The following is a 17,446-nucleotide window of genomic DNA, read 5'->3' as shown; positions in this document are numbered from 1 at the left end:
GTTCCCCGTTGTCTGAAAACGAAACCAGGCCCTGTCCATGCCGCTGGATTGCTGCGGCAGCGATTCTCTTCTGTGCGGGCGTGCTCGGGCGCGAAATCTACGTGCTGGCCCAAGGCGTCGACTTCCTCGTGCGCCACATCACGATTGACGACACGTTCTATTACCTGAACACGGCATGGTACGCGAAGCAGATGGGCTTTGTGACATTCGATGCGGTGAACCCAACGAACGGTGTGCAGTTTCTCTGGTTCTGGATTCTCTATGCGTTCTCATTCCTGTTCGATTCGCGGGGCGCACTCTTGACCGGCACGATGTGGATGCTCGTTATTCTGAACGTCGCGGCTGTTCCGCTGATGATGGTGTTCGGCAAGCGGCTCTGGGACTGGCGAGGCGCGATCCTGGCCGGCGCGATGGCGTTCTTCCTGGCGTGCCAGGGGAAGTACCTGATGATGGGGCTGGAGAACACAATCCACCTGATCGTGTTCCTGCTTGCGGCGATTTCGCTGCTCCGATTCCTCCAAGATCGATCGCCCACTTGGTACATCACGACAATGGCGCTGCTGGCGTTGAATGTTTGGGCGCGATTGGACTCGGCCGTCGTCAGCGCCATCATCGGCCTCTACGCCACAATCGTTTTGCTGCGGAGCGATTCACTGCCGCTCCCCCGTCGCGCGATGTTCGTCACGATCGCAGCCGCAATCTGTGGCATTTCAGCCGGCGTTCTCTTCTGGGGGAACTACAAGATGGGGGGCAGCTCCGTGCCTGTCTCCGGCTTGTGGAAGAAAGCGCCGATCGACTGGGCGGCCGTGCTGCCAACGTTCTTCGAACTCTGGGGACGAACGCTTCCCGCTGTCTTTCCGATTGATCGTATCACGCCCGACGGGACCGAGAACATCGTCACCTTCCTGCTGACAATTGCAGTCGTCGTGTTTGAGGTGCGTGCAATTCGCAACGGCGATCGCACCGTGGCGCCAGGGGTTCTGGTGCTGATGGGGGCGCTTTTCGTACACACGATCGTGCTCTCCATTGCCGTCGAACCAAGCCACTCGCTGCGAGGCGTCTGGTATCAGAGCCCGCACTTCGCGCTGATGATCGGTCTGATCGTACGCATGGTCAGCCGCATCCCGAATCGGCCTCTTCCGCGATTCGACGGCATCTCCGTCCCCACTTTTTCGGCAGGTCTGCTGGTTATTGCGATCACATTGTTCGCGGCCAAGAACGCTGTCGGCTACGTCGGCGACCACGACGAAACGAATCTTCACGGCGAACGCCTTGTACTCGCGCGGTGGATTCGCGAGAACCTTCCGGAAGATGCTCGCCTCGCGGCGTTCAACACGGGCGAGTTGGGATTCTTCTCCGAGCGTCGTGCGACCAACCTGGATGGACTGATCAACAGCTTCGAGTACTTCGAATACCGCCAGAACGGCGGTACGATTATCGACTATCTGAGATCGCAGGGAATTGATTACTTCGTCGATTACAACATCCCGCCCGAGGTCGCCGCGCGAAGCACCGTGGTACACGAACACCCGCTGCCGGAGCGCGATCCGATTCAGGTTCGCCGCATGGACTTCTCAGCGGAATAGTGCGTACCGGAAGATCGTGAAGAGAATCTTGTAGCCCGCTCGGAAGGTGCCGCTGACCGTGCCGGTGATCTTGGAAACGCCGACGCGTTTGCGATAGCTGACCGGCACTTCCGCGCATCGCAGCCCGTGCTGCATTGCCTTGATCTGCATCTCGACCGTCCAGCCGAAATTGCGATCGCGCATCCCGATCTGTCGCAGGGCCTCGCGGCGGATGGCGCGGAACGGACCGAGATCCGTCCACTGGCGATTCCAGATGATCTTCATCAAGGTACACGCCAGCCAATTGCCGAATCGCGCCTGCGGCAGCAGCGCCCCGGGCTCCGATTCACCGCGCATTCTCGAACCGATGACGAAGTCCTTCTTCCCGCTGAGAATCGGCGCAACAACGCTTCGGAGCTCTTCCGGATGATCGCTGTAATCACCGTCCAGAAAGACAACGATGTCGCAAGGCTCGAGCGCAGCGATGCCGGTCAGACACGCCTGGCCATAGCCGCGACGCTCTTCGCGCACGACACGCACGGGTCCGTCCGCCGCCAGGGCAACTTCGCCCGTGGCGTCTGTGCTGCCATTGTCCACAACGACAACCTCCCGCAGGTGCTTCATCGGCAGGTCGCGAAGCACGAGCGGGAGGGATTGCTCTTCGTTGAAAGCAGGAATGACGACGGAGATGCGCGCCTTTGGCTGCATCGGCGAACTCAGATCTTCGTCCCGTCGGTCGCGGTAATGGCCCGGAACTCCTGCAGCAGTTTGTTCGTGATCGGGCCGGGCTTGCCGTTTCCAATCGTTCGGCCGTCGACCTTCACAACAGAGATGACTTCGGCCGCAGTGCCGGTCAGGAACATCTCGTCCGCGTCGTAGACTTCATAGAGCGCAAACGGTTCCTCGCGCACGGTGTAGCCTTGGTGGCGCGCGATATCGATGGCGGCGTCGCGGGTGATTCCACGCAGCGCACCGATGTACGTCGGTGGCGTCGTGATCATGCCATCCTTGATCAGGAACACGTTGTCGGCGGTGGCCTCGACGACATAGCCCTCGCGATTCAGAAGCAGAGCTTCCGGTGCGCCGGCGTTCTGAGCGTTGATCTTTGCCATGATGTTGTTGAGGTAGTTCAGGCTCTTCACGCGGGCCGAGAAAGTGTCCGGCGCAATACGCCGTGTCGCCGCCGTCACGATCTGCAAGCCGTTCTCGTACAGTTCCTTGGGGTACAACTGAATGCCGGCGGCGATGATGAAAACGCTGGGCTTCTTGCAGATCCATGGCGCCAGGCCAAGATCGCCGACTCCGCGTGTGACGACCAGGCGAATGTAGCCATTCGTCAGCCCATTGCGACGGCAGGTCTCGCACGTCGCCTCGATCATCTCCTCGCGGGACATCGGGATATCGAGCATGATCGAGCGCGCAGACGACCACAGGCGATCCAGGTGTTGCTCGAACCGGAAGATGTTCTTCTCGTACAGGCGAATCCCCTCAAATACCCCATCGCCGTAAAGCAAACCGTGATCGAACACGCTGATCTTGGCGTCGCCTTTGGCAACGAATTCCCCGTCCAGATAGATCACTTCTTCCATTTCCACGGCACCTTTCGTAGAGGCTCTATCTTCGATCTGTTCCTGTTTTGTCATAAAACCCCGCCACGAGCGGAGCAACAGGAACTAGCCCCGGATCGGTTCGAGCGCAACGGCGTTTCCTATTCTGCTGTCTCTGGAATCGAGGAGAGCGCAAGCGCCAGGTTCATGGCATTTCGCTGCATTTCGCGCAGGTAAGCTCCCCGATCGGTCCGGCCCTCGATGATCGGATCGAAAGCAACAACCTGGAGATTCAATTCCTGAGAGAGCGCTTGCACGAGCGGATCGCGGCCCTGGGATGTCATGATGAAGACGCGCGTCGTGCTGGATCCCGCCGCCGCACGGAACTCGTCCATGGAAGGGGTGACCAGTGCGCGCTCAACGCTCGGGAACAGGGTTCCTTCAACTTCGAATCTATACCGATCGAGGAATGGCTGCACGCGGGGATCTTCGATGAGAACGGCGCGTTTGGAAAGACCGCCGAGGAGATTCTCCAACTTGGCGTCGAGGTCTTTCACGCCAGCGCGCAGTCGCTCTTCGTTCTTGGCGATTCTCGTCGCCTTCTTCGGATACAGGTCCTGGAGTCGAGCCGAGAGGTGGGCGATACCCTGCCCTGCATTCTCCGGATTCATCCACAGGTACTCGGGCTCCTTGGGATCTTCGAAGATGCGGACCAGTGTTTCAGGGCTACCACCGAACTCATCCCATTGGTTGGCGGCAAACGCGTCGAGCGTCGTATCGGCGATCACCAGTCCGCGTGCTCGCCGCAGGATGTCCTGTTGGACGGGAGAGAGCTTTGGTTGGGCTGCGGTTACGGTCTCATCCAGAAGGACGACCGGCTGGTCGACGTCATCCAGAAGGGTTGCTGTCCAGTCCTGGACAACGCCGAAGCTTGTTACCAGACGCGCTTCGCCGCTGGCGGGAGACTCCGGCTTGGGAGGAGCCTTGCAGCCCATCGCCCACAAGCAACAAAGCACCGCCCCTGCCCAAAGACAGAGGCGGCGAAAGCCTGCTCGAAGCGAAACGGCCCGGTTGGTCGGGCTGGTCGCCATTACTTGACTTCGCGGTGCACCGTGTGGCGCTTCAGGAACTTGTTGTACTTCTTCAGTTCCAACCGAGCGGTCGTATTCTTGCGGTTCTTGATGGTCACGTACCGGGAAACGCCCGGGACGTCCGAATTCCGCGACTCGGTGCACTCAAGAATCACTTGGACGCGGTTGCCTTTTTTTGCCATCGGTCGATATCTCCTGCGCGTTGTTGCTCTGCGTATTCGCTGTATTCAAGGGGCAGCGCGATGTGCGCCGCATCCAGGGGCGGGAGAGCTTCGGAGAAAGCCCCTTGGCTTGACAAGCCAAAAATGCGTGTTTGCTCGGTATTTCAGGAAGAAAATCGGGTTTAGCGGGCAATCGTGAGCAGTATCGTCGACCCCGGCTTCACCCAGGTTCCGGGGCTGGGGCGCTGGGCCAGGACGAAGCCCTCGTCAAGCACCTCGCTGCTCTCCTCTCCGGCGATCCGGGTCGAGAATCCAAGCTGCGAGGCATGAACAGTTGCCTGGCGTAAATCCAGAGTCAGGAGATCGGGCGCCTGCAGCTCCGGCTGCTGGATCAGATATCGGACGGTCGCGTAACCGCTGACACCTGCCAATCCGAAGAGCAGCACACCGACAATAACAAGACGCCACAGGGTGCCAAAGAGACCCGGCGGGCTGGAAATATCGGAGGAGGATTGTTGTTTCTTTCGCGTTCCCATGATGGGAAAGCCTAGCGCGGGGAAGGTTTACAAGGCCAAGGAGAAACTGAATGAGTTGGAGGAGAAAACACAGCTACGAGCCGTTGCTCTCATCATTCTGAACCTGCTCCAGAACGTGGGGAAACTCCTCGTTCTGGTAACTGCAAACGACTGGCTGGTAAGCATCCGCGTAGGTAACTGTGTAGGTTCCCTGTGAGGGACAGCGTGGCATCGAGCGAATATAGCTTGCCGTACCAACGAATTCAGAAGGCCACATGGGGCCAAGGTCGATGAATCCGGGCGTGGATGTTTCGATGATGTACTGCTGAATCGCGCCATCGATCCTCAGGAGATTGTCCTGGCAGGCAGTCTGGCGCGATTTCTCACGAGCCCTCAAGAATCCTGGCAGGGCAATGATCATCAGTGCGGCGACCATGCCTACGACGATCATGATCTCCAGGAGAGTAAAACCTCGTCTCTTATGTCGGCTTTTCATCGTCTGGCTTCCCCGGTCTCGTCGTGCGTCTGGAGGCAATGGCCCAATCCCAAGCTATACATGCCTCGCGGTTCCCGGTGAATAAGAAAGAGGGCGGGCTTGTGGAGCCCGCCCTCAAGGTCATTGCTTAACTCCACTCAGCGTGGATCAAGTCCTCAACTGAGATCAGGTGCCAGCACCTTCAGCCTGCGGGTACGGGTGAGCGATGTCACTCGTGCCTTCCTTGACGTAATCGCATTCGACGGGCGAAGCGGCATCGCTGGTGTCGGCGATCGAGTAGACGCCGGAGCTCGGGCACTTGGGCGTGTAGCGAATGTACAGGTCCGGGCCAACGAGCACCGCGCCCCAGTCAGCAATCAGGGTGCCGTACTCGGTGACGAACGCAGCCTGGTCAGCGACGTTGTACTCAAGGATGTACTGCTGCACGGCGGAGTCGATCTTCGTCTGGTTCTCCTGGCAGCTGTTACGACGGGACGTTTCACGAGCTTTCAGGAAGCCCGGAACGGCGATGGCGATCAGGATGCCGATAATGGCGACGACGATCATGATCTCAACGAGTGTGAAGCCTTTGGTTTTGCGAATCATTGAAGATTCCTCCTGTCGAGTCTTAGGGGCTGTGTCCGCCCGCTTACGGGGGGAAGAGAAAGCGAGTGCGGTGCCAATGAAAACAAAGGCCTTCCCGTCAGATCGAACCACGCTGCAAGCTTAGTATTACCAGCCATCTACGCCGAAAGGATCCGCCCTGATTTTCCACATTTTGCTTTTCAAGGAGATATTGCGGGGGCGCGGGCTGGGAAACGAGTAACACGTTACACGCCCCCTTGTTTCCTGGCTTACTCATCGAACAGGCCGTAGCGCACCATCTTGTTGTGCAGGCTCTTGCGGCTGATGCCCAGAAGATCCGCCGTTTCCTGTCGCTTCCCGCCGGTTTTCTCCAGCGCGGCTTCGATCAGGAACTTCTCGACATGGTCGGAGATCAACGTCAGGCGCTCTGCCAGGGGCGTGCTGAAGTCGTCTGTGCAAAGGAGAGCAGATAAATCGAGACCATGGAAGGCCGACGCCTCCGGAATCTGATCGATCCGCTGGTCGCTCGCCGCAGACGGAGTGGAGTGGATTGTCGGAGGCAGGTCCTCCAAGGTGATATTCGACCCCCTGGCCATTAGCATGATTCGCTGAACCATGTTCTCCAATTCGCGGACATTGCCGGGCCATGGGTATTCGAGCAACTTCGCCAGGGCTCCCTGACTGAGTCCCTGAATCGTCCGCCCAAGACGTGGGTTGTAATACTGAATGAAGTGATCGATCAGCAGCGGAATGTCTTCCTTCCGTTCGCGAATCGGCGGGAGGTAGATGGGCATGACGTTGATGCGATAGTAGAGGTCTTCCCGGAACTGGCCGGCGGCAACGAGATCTGCCAGATTCTTATTCGTCGCACAGATCACACGAATATCGACTTTGATTTGCTTCGTCGATCCCACGCGTTCGATTTCGCGCTCCTGCAGGACACGAAGCAACTTTGCCTGCAACGGCAGCGGCATATCTCCGATTTCGTCGAGGAACAGTGTTCCACCATCGGCCGCTTCGACTTTTCCGATCTTTTGCTGGATGGCGCCGGTGAACGACCCCCGCTCGTGGCCAAACATCTCGCTTTCTAACAAGGTCTCGGGAATGGCGACGGTATTGACTTTTATAAAGGGGCCGTCGCGCCGCGGGCTGTTGTAGTGCACTGCCGCCGCTACGAGTTCCTTGCCGGTGCCGGATTCGCCGGTGATCAGAACAGAGACATCGTTGTCAACGACTCGCGAGACGAGGTTGTAGACCTCCTGCATGACCCCTGACTGGCCAACGATGCGATCGAATCGATAGCGGGACTGCGCTTCCTCGCGGATCTCGTGGATCAGACGGATCAATCGAACCTTCTCCGCGGCGCGCCGAACGACGACTCGGACCTCGGTCAGGTCGAATGGCTTGGAGAAGTAGTCGTATGCCCCGTTTTGGATCGCTTCCAGCGCTGTCTTCTGCGTTCCGTGAGCGGTGATGATCAGCACGAGAACCTCGGGATTGTGTTCTCGAATCTGCTTCATCGCCTCCATGCCGTCGAGCTTCGGCATACGAAGGTCCATGATGACGATGTCGAATGGCTCGGCCTTGCACTTTTCGACCGCATCGAGCCCATTCACGGCCTGATGCGGCTCGAATCCCTCGCGGGAGAGCACTTCCGAGAGAACAAAACGAATGTTCTCTTCGTCGTCGACGATCAGGATCTTCGCAGAGGTCATGTCGGTTCGTGTTCGCTCCTGAGACTGGCCGGTAGATCGCTCTTCCGTGGAGAGAAATCGTAGAAGTGGAGGCTGCGGGGCGCAAGCCACGATGCAACGACTGGAATCACTCGGGAAGGCTGTCGAGCGCCAGATCCAGACTCCCCCACTGATTGGCGGGAGTGGCCTGAAGCGCTTTTGCGCGCCCGAGCGCTTCCTGCCCTGCGGCGTTCCGATCCTCCGCGAACAGGACGATCGCATAGCCTTCCCATCCCGGAGCGTAAGTTGGCTCCCGCTCAAGGATGTACTTCCAGGTGTTCTCAGCTTCCTCGAAGTTCCCGGCATGGGCTTGGAGCCAGGCGTACTGCGAAGCCAGGACGCGGGAGGGTGGCAGAAGTCGCATGCCCTCGGAGACAACCGCGATTGCCTCGTCGCGCCGCCCGAGCGCTTCGAGGGCCGAAGCCTTGAGTGCCCAGGCATGCTCCTCATCCGATTCGGGGTTTTCATAATAGGGGTAGTTGGCAAGGACTTCCAGCGCTTCCTCCGGCCGGCCGGCGCTGAGCGCCACCTGGGCGTACCCGACCATCGTCTCGCGCGTGTCGGGGGTCGTATTGTAGGCATCGGTCCAAAAGGTTGCCGTGTTCTGCCAGGCAAATCCTCGATTCAGAGACAACCCACCCAGAATGATAAACAGGATGAGCGCGGCGATTTGCCAGAACTCGCGATCGGCAGGCATCGGACGATCGGTGTTGGCAAGCCTGTCTGATGTCGCGACGACTACAATGGCTAGGATCAGCGCCACGCCTGCGAGCGGAAGGTACAAGAAGCGCACGGCCATCCATTGGATCATTGGAATCAGGTTGCTGAAAGGCACCAATGCCGCCGCAAACCAGATGAGACCGGCCGAGATGCCGGGTCTGGTGTTCCTGAAGTGCCAGACGGCCCAGGCCATCGCCGCGATCAAGACAATCCCAATGAAAGGAAGGGGCGACACCAGACCCGACGGCTGGATGTAGGAGTAGGTAATTCGCAGGTGCGCAGGGAAGACAATCAAGCCAATGTATCGAACCAGGATGCCCAGCATCGTCCACATGGTGACGGGGAACGTCCCGCCCATGGGGCGATCGATCTGTGCCGTCATTCCTACCACTTGGGATCTGAAGAACAAGTAAACCAGGACGAATGGAATGGAAACGCCGATGACGGTCAGCGCCCGCTTGAGGGCGGGAGAATCCATCAGCCCCGCACGCCAACGACTCCAGAGTGCGGCCAGTGCCAGCGCCGGGAAGACGACGGTGTGCTCCTTCGAGAGCAATGCCGCGATCAGAAGCAAAACGCTGGAAACAGAGGACTTCCAGCTCGACCCAAGCATCGCCCAAATGGCCCAGATCAGCAACGCCGACCCCATCAGGCCATCACGTTCCTTGGCCCAGAGCACGGATTCCGACTGCACTGGATGCACCGCGAAGAGCAGCGCGGCAAGGAAGGCGACGCGATCATCCAGCCCCATGCGCCGAACCAGGAGGAATAGCCCGAATACGGCTGCCCCGTGCCACAAGAGATTCACCAGATGGAACCAGAGTGGAGACAGGCCGGCGATCGAGTAGTCGATCAGGTACGAGAGATTCCGCAATGGCCGCCAATAGACGTGTTGATACCCGGAGAGGCCATTGGCTTCCCGAGTTGTCAGCAACATCTCCAGATTATCCCAGCTTCGGATCCAGGGATTCTCCGTAATGTAGATCTGATCGTCGTAGATGAACTCGTTCCAGAGACCTGGAAGAAAAACGACGAGTCCCGCCAGAACTGCCAGGAAAGCCAGACGCCGGTTCCATCGCGAATCGTTTGGGGGAGTGGCGGCGACGTCCAACAGAAACTCCGCTGGGGCAGGGGACTTGGGATCTGCCGGACGGTCCCAAAGGCAATGGCCAAGGGCAAGGGGGAACTCGCCGGGAGCACATGAACATTCGGTCACACGCCCCGTTTAGCCGTTGACAGAACCGGCCTGCGGCACGAAATTGTTAGGTGTGCTCGGACGACATGCGTTTCGGGCAATTCGAGCTATTGGTCCGGTTCCACCCGAGAAGGAGTAGCGACATGCCTGAGTTTTTCTACGAAGCACTCGACAAAGGCGGCAAGCAGGTCCGCGGCCTGATCGACGCCTCCAACGAAGACATCATTATCGAAAAACTCCGCACGATGGGGTATTATCCCCTGAAGGTCGTCCAGCATAAGAGCAAGGCGTCGGACCTGGATATCTTCGCGCTTCCCGGTGTTCGTAACATCATGCACCGGATCAAGACGAAGCATATCATGACTTTCTCACGCCAGCTCGCGACCCTGATCGATGCCGGCCTGCCGATTCTGCGCTCGCTGTTCATTCTGACGGAGCAGGTGGAATCGGTCGTCTTCAAAGAGAAGATCCAGGCAATCATGAAAGACATTGAAGGCGGTTCGTCGCTCTCCGAAGCGCTGGCGAAACACCCCAAGGTCTTCGACGCTCTGTACGTCAACATGGTGCGTGCCGGAGAGATCGGCGGCGTGCTCGAGGCAGTGCTCGACAAAATTTCCTACTTCCTGGAAAAACGCCAGGCCCTGAAGGGCAAAGTGAAGTCCGCCATGATGTACCCGCTCGTCGTGTCTGTCCTGGCAATCCTGATCGTGGGCTTCATTCTCTGGAAGATCATTCCGAAGTTCGTCGGTATTTTCGAACAGCTGGGTGCAGAGCTACCAGGTCTGACCATGTTACTTGTGCGAGCATCTGACATCCTACTCCACAAAACCTGGATGATTGTCCTGTTCGCTGTCGCCGTCTGGTTCATCTTCAAGAAGATTAACGGCACTCGCGACGGAAAGTACGTGATCGACAAGATAACCATGAAGATCCCTGTCTTGGGATCGCTGGTTCAGAAAGTCGCTATCACCCGATTCGCCGGTACGTTGGCTACGCTGATCACGTCCGGTGTGCCGATCTTGCAGGCACTCGACATCGTGCGCGATACGTCCGGTAATGAAGTGATCTCGCGCGCGATGGAGCAGGTTTATCAATCGGTGAAGGATGGTGAGTCAATCCACGAGCCTCTGGCCGAATGCGAAGTCTTCCCGCCGCTTGTCGTCCACATGGTCGCCGTCGGTGAAGAAACCGGTGCTATCGATCAGATGCTCACAAAGGTTGCTGAAGCCTACGAACGCGAAGTGGACGATACGGTGAACGCGCTCGCATCCATCCTCGAACCGATCATGATCGTGTTCCTGGGTGCGATCGTCGGTCTGATCGTTATCGCGCTTTACCTGCCGCTGTTCTCGATCCCGAAGGTCGTCGGTAACTAAGTCACGACGAGAATTGGGAGGAAATCCAATGACGCCGAGGCCGTCTGGTCTCGGCGTCTTTCTTTAGCCTGTGGCGCCGTACAGACGAGCGATGAGAGATTCCGGCACGCGAGACTTCGCCAGCAGCGCCAGGTTCTCTCGCACGTGGTCCAGGTTCTTCATTCCGACAAGCGCCGTCGTCACGCCGGCCGCCGAACGGGTGTGCTGGAGCGCTCGCTGAGCATCCGTGTCCAGACCGGGAAAAACCTGCTGCAGCGCGGCCGGCAACCCACCGGCGAGTTTTCCCTGCATGATGGAAGCACTGGTCATCACAAACAGCTCGAGCTCATCCGCAACCTGCAGCACATTCTTTCCTGGGTGATGCTCCGGATCGTGCTCGATGCGCAGGGCCTCGCTCATCATCAGATTCACGGGCAGTTGCACGGCGGCGAAGTGATGATTCGGCCCCTCGACCTCGACGGCGAGACGTTCCAGCTCGTCCAAATCCAAACGTTCTTGTGAATCCGCTTCCTGGCGCAGTCCATTCCACGTCGCTACGCCGTACCACCCGATTTCGCCCTCGACGACTTTCTGCGCAAGAACATCGAAGGCAGCTTTGATGCGACTCAGTACGTCCGCACGCGGCAACTCGGCAAACTGCATCTCGACGTTGTGCAGGTAGTAGATGTCGATGGTTTCCAGCCCGAGATTCCGCCTGCTTCGCTCAATCTGATCCTCGATATAGGCCGGAGCGATGCACTGGCATCCGCCGGCGATCTCATCCTGAGGGCACAGGCCGGACTTCAGAAAAGACTCCGTCAGATACTGGCGCGGGTTGTCCATTCCCTGCTCGAAGTCGAGTGGCAGGAAGCCGCCCTTTGTGCTGACGATGATCTCATCCCGTTGAATCTCTCCGGCATCGACAGCGGCCCGAATCGCCTTACCCAGGTCGCGCTCGCTCATCTGACAACGATAGTTGATGGCCGTGTCGAAAACGTTCACGCCGGACGTGACAATCTTCGCAATGGCGGATTGGAAAACGTCGCTCTCCTCCGGTTCCCCCAGGTACGTCCCCATTCCGATGCTGGAGGCATGCAGCCCCAGTCGTTCGCGGTACGTCCCGACCGGGAAGTCGGGAAAGCGACCGACATAGCGAGCGGTTCCCTCAGCCGTTGCACGGCCGGGCATCAGGGTCTTGTCAGGCATGAGATGTCCTTCGCTCTGTGAAATGGCGCGTCACTCGGCGGCGAATACGAGCAGGGCCTTCCGGCGGTTCTCGACGCTCAGCGAAGGCTCGTAGTGATAGCCGTCGGGATGCGTGAAATCGCGCAGCGCGCGGGGCGAGGTCGCGTCCTTCGAGAGCAGATGGCGGATCAAGGCGCCCTTGAGCGCCTTCGAGTGATGACTGATCGTCTTCCACTCGGCGACGCCGCTCCGGATGACGCGCTTCACGAATTTGACCTGGTGACAGGCTTTGATCTCCCCCGAACCGTCCCACACGCGCCGGTGCTGGTCCGGCAGGAAGTCCCACACGACCTTGCCACGAAGCTCCTGGCGCAAGATCTCACTGACCGGCTGGCGCCAGTAGTTGGTCACCTTACCGATCATTCCGCCGATGTTCGAGTTCATCTTCAGTTTGTAGGGTGGGACGCGGTCGGTCGGCCGAACGAGCCCGAAGAGGCCCGTGAAGATGAGGACTTGCTTGTCGAAACGCTTCTTCTCCTCTTTGCCAAGCGTCTTGTACTCGATCGCCTGGTACATGATTCCTGTGTACAGTTCGCGGGCCGGCATCGTCTTGGATTGCCGAATGCCGCGATTGAGGCGAATTGCCTCTTCCAACGCCTCTCCGCGAACGTCGAAGACGTCTTCCAACCCGCCGGAGCGCTTCAGGACGGCGTCGATCGCTTCCAACAGGCGCTCGCGGTAGGGATTCAATTCGCGAAACGAGTTCGTCCGCTTCTGCTTGAAGGCATTCTCGAATGCCATTCCATTCTTCGGCGGCCTGGCCTTCGATTCTGATGGGGAGAGAAGTAGAACCCAGTCGCTCACAGGAGAACCTCCGAATTAGTCGCGCTGCGCTCCGCCACCCGTTCGAGGACTCCTGAGAAGCCGTCCAAGCTGTTCTGCGTGAGGTGGCACGCACCGAGGATGTCCGACCCATCACCGAGTCGATCCAAGCGTCCTTTGTGCGAGACCAACAACTGTAGAGGTCGACCGACACACAGCAATTGCAGGGCGCCCTCTTTCTTCAGACCGCTCAAGGGTCTCGGCACAGTGAACAAGTTACCAATGCAGGCGAGGGGGTGTCAAGACAGCACACTTGGTGGGACGGTCAGGAAATCAGCCGAACATCGCGCGGGTCAGGAGGAAGTCCGCAACGAGGATCATCGTCAGGGAGACGACAACGGCTCGCGTCGTTGAACGACCGACACCCTCTGCGCCCCCGGTGGTGGAAAGACCATGGTAAACGCAGATGGTCGAGTAAAGCGCACCAAAGACGAGCGCTTTGATCAGACCGTGAGTGATCTCTTCCAGGTCCACGGTGTTGAAGGTCCGAATCCAGAAGACCGAACTGGGAATGCGGAAGTACGCCGTGGCCAAGACCCAGCCGCCGATCAGACCCGTCGCCGTCGAATAAACCGTCAGCAGCGGATTCATGATGAGCGAGCCAACCACGCGCGGCATCGCCAGGAAGCGAGCCGGTGGGATACCGAGAACGCGCAGGGTATCGACCTCTTCGCTGACGGCCATAGTGCCGAGTTCAGCGGTCATGGCGGCACCCACACGGGCCGCTACGATGAAGGCCGTGAAGACCGGAGCGAACTCGCGCACGATGGCGACACTCAGGATCGATCCCAGCCGATCGATCGCGCCGTAGTCCTGCAGCGGAAGACCGATGTTGAGCGAGAAGATCATTCCGGTGAAGAAGCCGATCATCGCCGCCAGCGGCAGCGAATAAACGCCGATCTGGAGCATTTGGCGGAACAGACGCGACAAGTCCCCCGCGCGGAACCGGATGTTCAGCAGGCTCTGGACGAACAGAACAAAAATGCCGCCACTCGTTGCAAAAAGTGTCTGAAAGGCGTTTTCAATTCGCGTCCACATGCCTGTCATGCTGCTCCGGTTGCGGGAATGGCTAAAAATCGAGGTCCAAAAGTCTCCGAACCAGAGTGACGGACGCAAGCGGGATAGTTGCACTCTCACGATCCAGGGCTGTGCCGAGATCCAATCGATCCGTCGGCGGGGAGTTGCTTGTTTGTCCCAGATTGTTCGATTCCATGCCGGGTTCCGCATAAAAAACAAAAGCCCTTGCTCTGCCGCTCAAACGTCAAAATACTGGACGCAAATATATTCCTATGTGGAGGAAGACGGATGATTCGGAAGCGGATTCTGATCGGCACGACATTGCTCGCCCTGGTGATCGCGATGCTATTTCTTGACCAAACTGCAGTGGGCAGCGGGAAAGAGCTCTCCCCCAAAAGCAAGGATACCTCCCGGGGTGCCTTGGCATCCCTGGATCGAGGCAATACTCGTACGGAGTATTCTGTCAACTTACTCTCCGAGACCGTGTCTTCCCAATCAACCACGTTCGATGCTTCGACCGAAATCGACATCACATCCGCGACAATCTCTACATACATTTTCGAAGTGGACACATGTCTCGCGAATGTCTATCTTGGCCAACCTGGATTTGTGTATCCACTCAACGTGGCTGTTAAGGAATCGGGCGTGCAGCATCTGACCTTCGATCCACCAATCAGAGCTCGAGCAGGCGACGCCATCAATGTAGATCGCTTGCAGCCTGTCGTTGGAGACATCCGTGTGGAAGTGAGTCTCTTCGGTACCGTTCCTGCACCAACAAAGTCTGATTTAATGTACGCGCATTGATTCGAATCTGAGGCTTCCAGGCAGGAGAAAAAACCTGCGACAAAGGCCTTGACGCGCCGAGCGGGGTTGGGCTTATCTCCAAGCCCTCGCGGGGGGGAGCCCCTCCGCTGGGCCCTCATGTGGGGCGTTAGCTCAGCTGGTAGAGCACTACACTGGCAGTGTAGGGGTCACCAGTTCAAATCTGGTACGCTCCACCACGAAAGAAACGGCCTCGAAGCGTCTGCTTCGGGGCCTTTTTCGTGATCATGGGCAGAAGCCTGGGAAAAACGCAAAAAACGGCTTGCATTGGGGCCCGTCGTGCGTACTCTCCTGGGCTCCCTGGACAGGGCATCGCACGCGATCCCCCAGGTGAATGAGGGTGCGCCAATGATCAACCCGGAACTGCTCGAAATCCTCGTCTGTCCGGAAACCAAGGCCCCCCTGGTTGTAGATCAGGATGGCAATCTGGTCTCGACCGACGCCTCCAGCCGCCGCAAGTACCGGGTCGACGAGGGCATTCCGATCCTTCTGATCGATGAGTCCGAAGTCATCACCCCCGAAGAACACGGCAAGGCCATGAAGTGGGCGGAAGAACACCCGATCGGAAAACAACCGAGGAAGGCTGACCAATAATGAAAGCGAAGATTCACCCCAAGTACGGCCCGGTTCTCTATCGCTGCGCGAGCTGCAAGCAGGAATGGACCGGAATGTCCACCAAGGACGAAGGCAAGACCGAAGAGATCGATGGCGTTCCGCACACCGTGATCAGCCTCGAAATCTGCTCTAGCTGCCACCCCTTCTACTCCGGCAAGAAGTCCTTCGTGGACTCTGCGGGCCGCGTCGACAAGTTCAACCGCCGCTTCGCCGGAACCAAGGTCATGTCCAAGAAGGCCCAGAAGAAGGCCGAGGCCAAGGCCGGCGAATAACGCCGTTTCGTTCTGCGGAACACGGGATAATGAGATGAAGCAAAGGCGCCCCTGCCTGGGGGCGCCTTCTTGCGTTCTTCATCGACCGATTCGATTGTTCAGGATCGAAGCTTCTCGAAGTACTCGAATACGCCAACTTCCTTCCAGATCTTGAAGTACTCGTTGTCCTCTGCCGCACCAAAGAGGCGCGACAGGCACAAGCCTTCGTAGGTCGTGGCGATGAACTCGTCGAGATTCGCGATACGCTGGCCCTGACCAGGCAACGTGTGCTGGCGGGCTTTCTTCATGAGATCCTCTGCCTTGTTTCGCTCGCGCGGCGTCAGTGAGTCGGCGATCATATAGCCGAACTGGCGCGCGAACCGGAAGTGCTCCGGTCGCAGCGCAAGGAATTCATCAAGGCGAGTGTGAGCCTGAAGCTTCGTCGCGAATGCGCCGACGGCTTTCGGGTTTGTGCCGTCGAACTCGAAACGCGCTTCGACGGGCTTCGGGTAGATATCGCTGAGGCGCACATCCAGCAAATGCACACGCGCGGTCGCCTTCTGGCGGATCATCTGGGCGTGGAAGTTCGCGATCGGCTCGACGGCGGCGCGCACGATACGGCGTTCCAGCCCCGTCATGACGGGCAGGTCGGGACAGAGCTTCTCCCAAGCCTTCCATTCGTCTTCGGTGGGTTCTTCCGGCAGCGCACCGGGGAATTCCGGAACGCGCTGAATCATTTCGCTGGCTGCCCAGCCGAAGTACGAGCCGAAGCACCGTCCGTCCAGTTCCAGTGATTCGCGGAACAGCCGCATGGCCTCGGTGTAGTCCAACTCACGCAGGGCCTTCTCCCCCGCCAGCATGCGGGAAATCGCGTGGCTGTCGAACTGGTCCTCGGCCTTCTGCGCTTCTTCCCCGAGACACTCCTGGGTCAAGAGCTCCGTACTGATCGGCGTGTAATCCTTCCGATCCGCGGCCAGCCGCTCCGCCTCTTTCTGAATGCCGAAGCCGGATGGCTCCATGTGGATCGTCTCGAAGGCTTCGTGCACGCGATCGGCGCCAAGATGATGGCGAGCGGCATCTTCAAGCATCCCGTACAGGCGGCTGAACTCCAACTGTTCTGCCTGCATTTCCTCGGCCAGAACCTCGCCGCGGCGGAAGGCCTGCTCGTACAGTTCGCATGCCGCGCGCAGGTGCGTGACGGCCGCTTCGTGCTCGCCGCGACGGAAGTGGCACTCGCCCACAATCGCGAACAGATACATCGAGTCCGGCGCCGCCTTCAGCGGATCGGCCATCTCCTTCAGCACGGCCTCGTAGTCTTCCTCGCCGAGACGGTAGCGTCCCAGGGCGGCGGCAATCTCACTTTCCGAAGGACGCTCGGCCAGCATGCGCTTTACTGGTGCAGTGACTTCGCCGATACGGTTCTCATTGAGGTAGTGGCGCAGCAGGCCCTTCAAGACCGGCAACGGACAGTCTTCGTCGTGGGCCAGCGCGTGGATGAGTCCTTCGGCCCAGTCGTCCCGATCCATTTCGGAGAGCATGTTGATGATCTCGAGCTTCAGATCCACATCCTTCGGATCCGGTAGAGCTTCATCAAGGGCCCGGAGACTGGACTCGCCTTCACAGGCGCCGGCAGTCAGTTCCTTGATCTGCTCCAGGAGCCGTTCGCGCTCCTCCTCTTCCTTCGTCTTTCCTCCGAACAGTCGCGAAAACAGGCCCATCGTAAGTCCTTGCC

18 protein-coding genes and 1 tRNA gene are annotated in these 17,446 nt (G+C 58.7%); 6 read left to right on the top strand and 13 right to left on the bottom strand.

Annotated features, from left to right (window positions below):
- The first annotated feature begins 8 nt into the window (after positions 1-8).
- Positions 9-1,586 carry a hypothetical protein gene (locus tag KQI84_07695; protein MCB2154755.1) on the top strand — a complete coding sequence of 526 codons (1,578 nt, stop codon included), beginning with the start codon at positions 9-11 and terminating at the stop codon, positions 1,584-1,586.
- Here KQI84_07695 and KQI84_07690 read toward each other — a convergent pair.
- From KQI84_07690 to KQI84_07650, 9 genes are all read right to left on the bottom strand, one after another.
- Complete coding sequence (locus tag KQI84_07690) at positions 1,575-2,273, bottom strand: glycosyltransferase family 2 protein (protein ID MCB2154754.1); 699 nt, start codon at positions 2,271-2,273, stop codon at positions 1,575-1,577. The two genes, KQI84_07695 and KQI84_07690, sit on opposite strands and share 12 nt — an antisense overlap.
- 8 nt (positions 2,274-2,281) lie before the next feature.
- On the bottom strand, positions 2,282-3,154 hold the full coding sequence (gene ilvE, locus KQI84_07685; GenBank protein MCB2154753.1) for a branched-chain-amino-acid transaminase: 873 nt from the start codon (positions 3,152-3,154) through the stop codon (positions 2,282-2,284).
- Between the two features lie 119 nt (positions 3,155-3,273).
- The gene (locus tag KQI84_07680; protein ID MCB2154752.1) at positions 3,274-4,203 is read right to left on the bottom strand and encodes a metal ABC transporter substrate-binding protein; all 930 of its coding nucleotides are present in this window, start codon (positions 4,201-4,203) and stop codon (positions 3,274-3,276) included.
- Positions 4,203-4,385: a 50S ribosomal protein L33 gene (rpmG, locus tag KQI84_07675; protein ID MCB2154751.1), complete on the bottom strand. Its 183-nt coding sequence runs from the start codon at positions 4,383-4,385 to the stop codon at positions 4,203-4,205. Before rpmG ends, KQI84_07680 begins: the two co-directional genes overlap by 1 nt.
- Positions 4,386-4,546: 161 nt before the next feature.
- The gene (locus KQI84_07670) at positions 4,547-4,900 is read right to left on the bottom strand and encodes a PASTA domain-containing protein (GenBank protein ID MCB2154750.1); all 354 of its coding nucleotides are present in this window, start codon (positions 4,898-4,900) and stop codon (positions 4,547-4,549) included.
- 73 nt (positions 4,901-4,973) lie between these two features.
- A complete protein-coding gene (locus KQI84_07665) occupies positions 4,974-5,375 on the bottom strand; it encodes a type II secretion system GspH family protein (protein ID MCB2154749.1) in 402 nt (133 codons plus the stop codon).
- Positions 5,376-5,540: 165 nt separating this feature from the next.
- Entirely contained in the window at positions 5,541-5,957 is a 417-nt protein-coding gene (locus KQI84_07660) for a prepilin-type N-terminal cleavage/methylation domain-containing protein (protein ID MCB2154748.1), read from the bottom strand.
- Between the two features lie 251 nt (positions 5,958-6,208).
- The gene (locus tag KQI84_07655) at positions 6,209-7,654 is read right to left on the bottom strand and encodes a sigma-54 dependent transcriptional regulator (GenBank protein MCB2154747.1); all 1,446 of its coding nucleotides are present in this window, start codon (positions 7,652-7,654) and stop codon (positions 6,209-6,211) included.
- A gap of 106 nt (positions 7,655-7,760) precedes the next feature.
- Positions 7,761-9,503, bottom strand: coding sequence for a hypothetical protein (locus KQI84_07650; protein ID MCB2154746.1), 1,743 nt, complete (start codon positions 9,501-9,503; stop codon positions 7,761-7,763).
- Between the two features lie 227 nt (positions 9,504-9,730).
- On the opposite strand from KQI84_07650, the gene KQI84_07645 reads away from it, so the two are divergent.
- On the top strand, positions 9,731-10,963 hold the full coding sequence (locus KQI84_07645) for a type II secretion system F family protein (protein MCB2154745.1): 1,233 nt from the start codon (positions 9,731-9,733) through the stop codon (positions 10,961-10,963).
- Positions 10,964-11,026: 63 nt separating this feature from the next.
- Here KQI84_07645 and KQI84_07640 read toward each other — a convergent pair whose 3' ends face one another.
- From KQI84_07640 to KQI84_07630, 3 genes are all read right to left on the bottom strand, one after another.
- A complete protein-coding gene (locus KQI84_07640; protein MCB2154744.1) occupies positions 11,027-12,148 on the bottom strand; it encodes an aldo/keto reductase in 1,122 nt (373 codons plus the stop codon).
- Positions 12,149-12,178: 30 nt separating this feature from the next.
- Positions 12,179-12,991, bottom strand: coding sequence for a peroxide stress protein YaaA (gene yaaA, locus KQI84_07635; protein MCB2154743.1), 813 nt, complete (start codon positions 12,989-12,991; stop codon positions 12,179-12,181).
- 291 nt (positions 12,992-13,282) lie between these two features.
- Positions 13,283-14,047, bottom strand: a complete 765-nt coding sequence (locus KQI84_07630; protein ID MCB2154742.1) for an ABC transporter permease — start codon at positions 14,045-14,047, stop codon at positions 13,283-13,285.
- 267 nt (positions 14,048-14,314) lie between these two features.
- On the opposite strand from KQI84_07630, the gene KQI84_07625 reads away from it, so the two are divergent.
- From KQI84_07625 to rpmE, 4 genes are all read left to right on the top strand, one after another.
- A complete protein-coding gene (locus KQI84_07625) occupies positions 14,315-14,830 on the top strand; it encodes a hypothetical protein (protein ID MCB2154741.1) in 516 nt (171 codons plus the stop codon).
- Positions 14,831-14,951: 121 nt separating this feature from the next.
- A tRNA-Ala gene (locus KQI84_07620) sits at positions 14,952-15,027 on the top strand.
- A gap of 169 nt (positions 15,028-15,196) precedes the next feature.
- Positions 15,197-15,442, top strand: a complete 246-nt coding sequence (locus tag KQI84_07615) for a hypothetical protein (protein MCB2154740.1) — start codon at positions 15,197-15,199, stop codon at positions 15,440-15,442.
- A complete protein-coding gene (gene rpmE, locus KQI84_07610; protein ID MCB2154739.1) occupies positions 15,442-15,735 on the top strand; it encodes a 50S ribosomal protein L31 in 294 nt (97 codons plus the stop codon). Before KQI84_07615 ends, rpmE begins: the two co-directional genes overlap by 1 nt.
- Positions 15,736-15,833: 98 nt before the next feature.
- Here the strand turns inward: rpmE and KQI84_07605 are convergent, their stop codons facing one another.
- Entirely contained in the window at positions 15,834-17,432 is a 1,599-nt protein-coding gene (locus KQI84_07605; GenBank protein ID MCB2154738.1) for a hypothetical protein, read from the bottom strand.
- Between the last annotated feature and the right edge of the window lie 14 nt (positions 17,433-17,446).

The organism is bacterium (assembly GCA_020444065.1).
Taxonomy (GTDB): Bacteria; Sumerlaeota; Sumerlaeia; order SLMS01; family JAHLLQ01; genus JAHLLQ01.
Note: the sequence above shows the minus strand (reverse complement) of the source record. Positions and strands in the feature narration are given on the sequence as shown.

Excerpts from the sequence above, each read along its gene's own strand:
- KQI84_07690 (MCB2154754.1), bottom strand. The coding sequence starts at position 2,273 with ATGCAGCCAAAGGCGCGCATCTCCGTCGTCATTCCTGCTTTCAACGAA.
- ilvE (MCB2154753.1), bottom strand. The coding sequence starts at position 3,154 with ATGGAAGAAGTGATCTATCTGGACGGGGAATTCGTTGCCAAAGGCGAC.
- KQI84_07680 (MCB2154752.1), bottom strand. The coding sequence starts at position 4,203 with ATGGCGACCAGCCCGACCAACCGGGCCGTTTCGCTTCGAGCAGGCTTT.
- rpmG (MCB2154751.1), bottom strand. The coding sequence starts at position 4,385 with ATGGCAAAAAAAGGCAACCGCGTCCAAGTGATTCTTGAGTGCACCGAG.
- KQI84_07670 (MCB2154750.1), bottom strand. The coding sequence starts at position 4,900 with ATGGGAACGCGAAAGAAACAACAATCCTCCTCCGATATTTCCAGCCCG.
- KQI84_07665 (MCB2154749.1), bottom strand. The coding sequence starts at position 5,375 with ATGAAAAGCCGACATAAGAGACGAGGTTTTACTCTCCTGGAGATCATG.
- KQI84_07655 (MCB2154747.1), bottom strand. The coding sequence starts at position 7,654 with ATGACCTCTGCGAAGATCCTGATCGTCGACGACGAAGAGAACATTCGT.
- KQI84_07645 (MCB2154745.1), top strand. The coding sequence starts at position 9,731 with ATGCCTGAGTTTTTCTACGAAGCACTCGACAAAGGCGGCAAGCAGGTC.
- KQI84_07640 (MCB2154744.1), bottom strand. The coding sequence starts at position 12,148 with ATGCCTGACAAGACCCTGATGCCCGGCCGTGCAACGGCTGAGGGAACC.
- KQI84_07630 (MCB2154742.1), bottom strand. The coding sequence starts at position 14,047 with ATGTGGACGCGAATTGAAAACGCCTTTCAGACACTTTTTGCAACGAGT.
- KQI84_07625 (MCB2154741.1), top strand. The coding sequence starts at position 14,315 with ATGATTCGGAAGCGGATTCTGATCGGCACGACATTGCTCGCCCTGGTG.
- KQI84_07615 (MCB2154740.1), top strand. The coding sequence starts at position 15,197 with ATGATCAACCCGGAACTGCTCGAAATCCTCGTCTGTCCGGAAACCAAG.
- rpmE (MCB2154739.1), top strand. The coding sequence starts at position 15,442 with ATGAAAGCGAAGATTCACCCCAAGTACGGCCCGGTTCTCTATCGCTGC.
- KQI84_07605 (MCB2154738.1), bottom strand. The coding sequence starts at position 17,432 with ATGGGCCTGTTTTCGCGACTGTTCGGAGGAAAGACGAAGGAAGAGGAG.